Origin of the sequence: Polaromonas sp. (assembly GCF_029945895.1) — a bacterium.
Lineage (GTDB): Bacteria > Pseudomonadota > Gammaproteobacteria > Burkholderiales > Burkholderiaceae_C > Polaromonas.
This window is the reverse complement of sequence record NZ_JAQSDL010000035.1, coordinates 1-3,814: the sequence shown is the minus strand read 5'-3', so window position 1 is coordinate 3,814 and position 3,814 is coordinate 1. Positions and strand designations below refer to the sequence as shown.

Genomic DNA, 3,814 nt, shown 5'->3' with positions numbered 1-3,814 from the left:
AGCAACTGACCGCTGCTCATCTCGGCCAGGGCCTTTTTGGCCTTCAGGATAGGCAAGGGGCAATTCAGCCCGCGGGTGTCTAGCTCTTTGTCGATGTGCATGCGTTTGTCCTTGGATGCGCTGATTTTAAGCACTTCCTGCGCTGGTACCTGCATGCCACGCCACACATCCGCTGCACCCCTGGAGATCGCGCTTTGCTATTATATTGATAGCTATCAGCGCTTGATCGACAAGGGCTAGAGGCAATATTGTTATAAATCCGGGAAAACAGACGCCCGATCCTGGGGGGGCAGACCGGGCGTCAGGTGTCAAAAAAAACCTGCGCTTCTGGCTTGCTTCTGGCTTATTTCATGCCGAATTTGGCCTTGGCATCGTTCTGGCAGGCATCCTTGGCATTGCCTGTCAGGGCATCACAACGTTCCTTCGCAGCCTTGTACTGGGCATCATTTTTGTCAGTGCTTGCGTCTTTTTTGGCATCTGCCATGGCCTCTGCCTTGTCCTTGTTGGCGTCGGCGCTCACCTTGCTGACCTTGGCATCGGCCTTCGCCTTTGTGCGAGCGGCTTTGGCGTCTTTCACGCAGACATCCTTCGGATTGCCACTCAGGTCATCGCATTTTTCCTTGGCAATATCGTAGGCGGCATCGGCCTTGGCCTCTGCCACTTGCTGATTGTGGCGTGGGCTGGGCTTGTACTGTGCTTCCAGTTCAGCGTTGGCGATTTTCTCCGCGCCCTTCGCTTCCGCCTGGCAAATATCCCTGGCGTTCGCCGTCAGGGCCTTGCACTTGTCGCGGCCGGCCTTGTAGTCGGCGGTCACGCGGTCTTTCTGCGCTTTGTATTCGTCCTTGCTCAGCGCCATGGCGTTTCCGGCGAAGGCACAGGACACGGCGATCGTGAGCATGACCAGTTTCGATTTCATGGGTAATTTCCTTTTCGATGAATTGGGGTGTCTTTCAAGGCGCTACTGGAACGAAGTCCGGCCAGCACTCAATAACGCTCAAAAAACCCGGTCGGATTGCGCTCCTGGAAGGCATCGAGCTGTTTTTCCGCCTCGTCTTTGGCAATGCCGTGGCGCTCCTGGATCCGGCCCAGCAACTGGTCGCGCTTGCCAGCAATGATGTCGAGGTCGTCATCGGTGAGCTTGCCCCACTGTTCCTTGACCTTGCCCTTGAACTGCGTCCAGTTCCCTTCAATGCGATCCTCATTCATGGTGACTCCTTGTAGTGGATATGTGCCACGCGGCTGGACAGCCATGCGGCAGGGAAATTCACTGTAAAAGTGCCGCCTGCAGCGTCGGGTAGGCACACGTGGGCGATGGGCGTAGGTGCCTGCCTACACCCCTAGCGCAACAGGCCGTGCTTAAAACACAGCAGCCCGGGCAGGGATTCGTGCCCGTCGTCCCGCGGCCTAACGCGCGCGCAATGAGCGGCCCAGCAGCAGTACAGGAAACAGACCGACCAGCACCAGGACCAGGGCCGGCAGCGCTGCCTCGCCCAGACGTTCGTCGCGGGCCAGCTGGTAGGTCACCACCGCCAGCGTGTCGCTGTTGAAGGGGCGCAGCACCAGTGTGGCCGGCAACTCCTTCATCACATCGACAAACACCAGCAGGGCTGCCGCTCCGATGGACCGTTTGAGCAGCGGCCAGTGCACCCTGGCCATGAGGGAAGCACCGGTGGTGCCGAGCATGCGCGCACTGTCGTCGAAACTGCCCGGTATGCGCGAGTAGCCGCTCTGCACGGATTGCAGCGCGACGGCGGTGAAGCGCACCAGGTAGGCCCAGACAATGCCCAGCGCCGTCCCCGTGATCCAGTAACCCGCGGAGGTTTGCGGGGCCACGGCCTGCAGCCAACCCACTGGAAGCAGCAGGCCGACCACGATCACCGCACCCGGCACGGCGTAACCCAGGCTCGCCAGTTGCGCCGCGACGCGTGTCAGCCAATGCGGCCGGCGGCGCAGCGCGAAGCTCAGACCCAGTGCCACGGCGGTGGCGAGCAAGGCGCTCAGACCGGCCAGGCTCACGCTGTTAAGGGACCAGCGCACAAACTGCGTCCATGGCAAGTCGCTCCAGCCGGCCACCAGGGGTCGCAGCATGAACAGCACGGGCAGGACAAACCCCAGCGTGATGGGCAACGCGCACAAGGCCCACGCCAAACCCGCCCGCAGGCCGAACAGCGGGGTGGGCGCAGCGTCGGCAGCACCGGCACGGCCACCGCGGCTGCCAGCAAAACGCATGCGTTTTTGCGCATGGCGCTCGATGCCCAGCAGCACAGCCACCACCAGCAACAGGACCGTGGCCAGTTGCGCCGCCGCCAGCCGGTTGTCCATGGCCAGCCAGGCCTTGTAGATGCCAGCGGTGAAGGTCTGGATGCCGAAATAGCTGGACACGCCGAAGTCCGCCAGCGTCTCCATCAGGGCCAGCGCCACACCGGCTGCCACGGCAGGACGGGCCAGCGGCAAGGCCACTTCCCTAATGCGGCGCTGCAGCGGCGCGCCGAGCAGGCGGGCAGCTTCCATCAAATGCACCGCCCTCTCGGACAGCGCGGTACGGGCCAACAGATAAACATAGGGGTACAGCGTGAAGGTAAAGACCAGCACCGCACCACCCAGGCTGCGAATTTCAGGCAGCAGACGCCCCTGCCAGCCAAAACTCGCGCGCATCCAGCTCTGCAGGGGCCCGGCGTATTGCAGGAAGTCGGTGTACGCATAGGCCACCACGTAGGCTGGCATGGCCAGTGGCAGGAGCAGCGCCCAGGCAAAAAACCGCCGCCCCGGAAACTTGAACAGCGTCACCGCACAGGCCGTGCCCATGCCGATCAGCGCAACGCCCATGGCGACAGAAAGGCACAGCAGCACGGATGTGAAGGCGTATTCCGGCAGGACGGTTTGCAGCATCTCCCGCAGGATGGGCAAGGACTGGCTGTCGAGTTCAAACCACGACAGCATCACCGCCAGCACGGGCAGCGTGAGCACCGCCATCAGCAGAAACAGGGGCAAGGAAGAAAAAAAACGACGCAGCATGGATTCCTGAAAAAAACATCTGCCCAGGCCGCATGGCGGATATCTGCTGCCGACGGGGCCGCACATCAGGCGAGTGCAAATGAGAATTGTAAGCATCTACAATTACACCCATGTTCCTGGAACTTTCCCATCTGGTGGTGCATTACACAGGCCGCTCCCGACCAGCCGTCGGCGGCGTGTCGCTGGGACTGCGCACTGGAGAAATTGGCGTGCTGATCGGGCCCTCCGGCTGCGGAAAAACCACCTTGCTGCGGGCCGTTGCCGGCCTGGAGCGGGCCCAGGCCGGCAGCATCTCACTGGCACAGGAAACCGTCAGCAGCGGCAAGCATCATGTGCCTGCAGAAGAGCGGCGCATCGGCATGGTGTTTCAGGACTATGCCCTGTTTCCCCACCTCGACGTGGGCCACAACGTGGCCTTCGGGTTGACACACCTGAAACCGGCAGAACGCCAGCAGCGCGTCAGCGAGGTGCTGGAGATGGTCGGTCTGGACAAAGCCCAGAAACGTTACCCGCATGAATTGTCGGGCGGGCAACAGCAACGTGTGGCCCTGGCGCGCGCACTGGCCCCCCGGCCGCGCCTGCTGTTGCTGGACGAGCCTTTTTCCAACCTCGATGTGGATCTGCGCGAGCGCCTGGCGCATGAGGTGCGGGGCATCCTGAAGCTGGCCGGCGCCACGGCGCTGTTTGTCACCCACGACCAGCTCGAAGCCTTCGCCATCGGCGACCGTATCGGCGTCATGCACGAGGGGCACCTGCACCAGTGGGATGAGGCCTACGAGCTGTACCACCGGCCCGCGAC

5 protein-coding genes are annotated in these 3,814 nt (G+C 62.3%); 1 reads left to right on the top strand and 4 read right to left on the bottom strand.

Annotated elements, in window-relative coordinates:
* The 4 genes from PSV33_RS04335 to PSV33_RS04320 form a co-directional block, all read right to left on the bottom strand.
* The coding region (locus tag PSV33_RS04335; protein ID WP_300559137.1) for a sulfurtransferase TusA family protein at positions 1-101 on the bottom strand (101 nt) is incomplete at its 3' end.
* A 242-nt stretch (positions 102-343) separates the two neighbouring features.
* Complete coding sequence (locus tag PSV33_RS04330) at positions 344-916, bottom strand: hypothetical protein (RefSeq protein WP_300559134.1); 573 nt, start codon at positions 914-916, stop codon at positions 344-346.
* A 68-nt stretch (positions 917-984) separates the two neighbouring features.
* On the bottom strand, positions 985-1,206 hold the full coding sequence (locus PSV33_RS04325; RefSeq protein ID WP_300518192.1) for a CsbD family protein: 222 nt from the start codon (positions 1,204-1,206) through the stop codon (positions 985-987).
* A gap of 198 nt (positions 1,207-1,404) precedes the next feature.
* Positions 1,405-3,015 (bottom strand): iron ABC transporter permease, encoded by a 1,611-nt coding sequence (locus PSV33_RS04320; RefSeq protein ID WP_300559131.1) that lies wholly within the window; start codon positions 3,013-3,015, stop codon positions 1,405-1,407.
* 110 nt (positions 3,016-3,125) lie between these two features.
* Between PSV33_RS04320 and PSV33_RS04315 the strand changes: the two genes are divergently transcribed.
* A partial coding sequence (locus tag PSV33_RS04315) for an ABC transporter ATP-binding protein (RefSeq protein ID WP_300559128.1) occupies positions 3,126-3,814 on the top strand: 689 nt, incomplete at its 3' end.

What these genes read in the sequence shown, in the direction of transcription:
- PSV33_RS04330 (WP_300559134.1), bottom strand. Translation starts at nt 916, where the DNA reads ATGAAATCGAAACTGGTCATGCTCACGATCGCCGTGTCCTGTGCCTTC.
- PSV33_RS04325 (WP_300518192.1), bottom strand. Translation starts at nt 1,206, where the DNA reads ATGAATGAGGATCGCATTGAAGGGAACTGGACGCAGTTCAAGGGCAAG.
- PSV33_RS04320 (WP_300559131.1), bottom strand. Translation starts at nt 3,015, where the DNA reads ATGCTGCGTCGTTTTTTTTCTTCCTTGCCCCTGTTTCTGCTGATGGCG.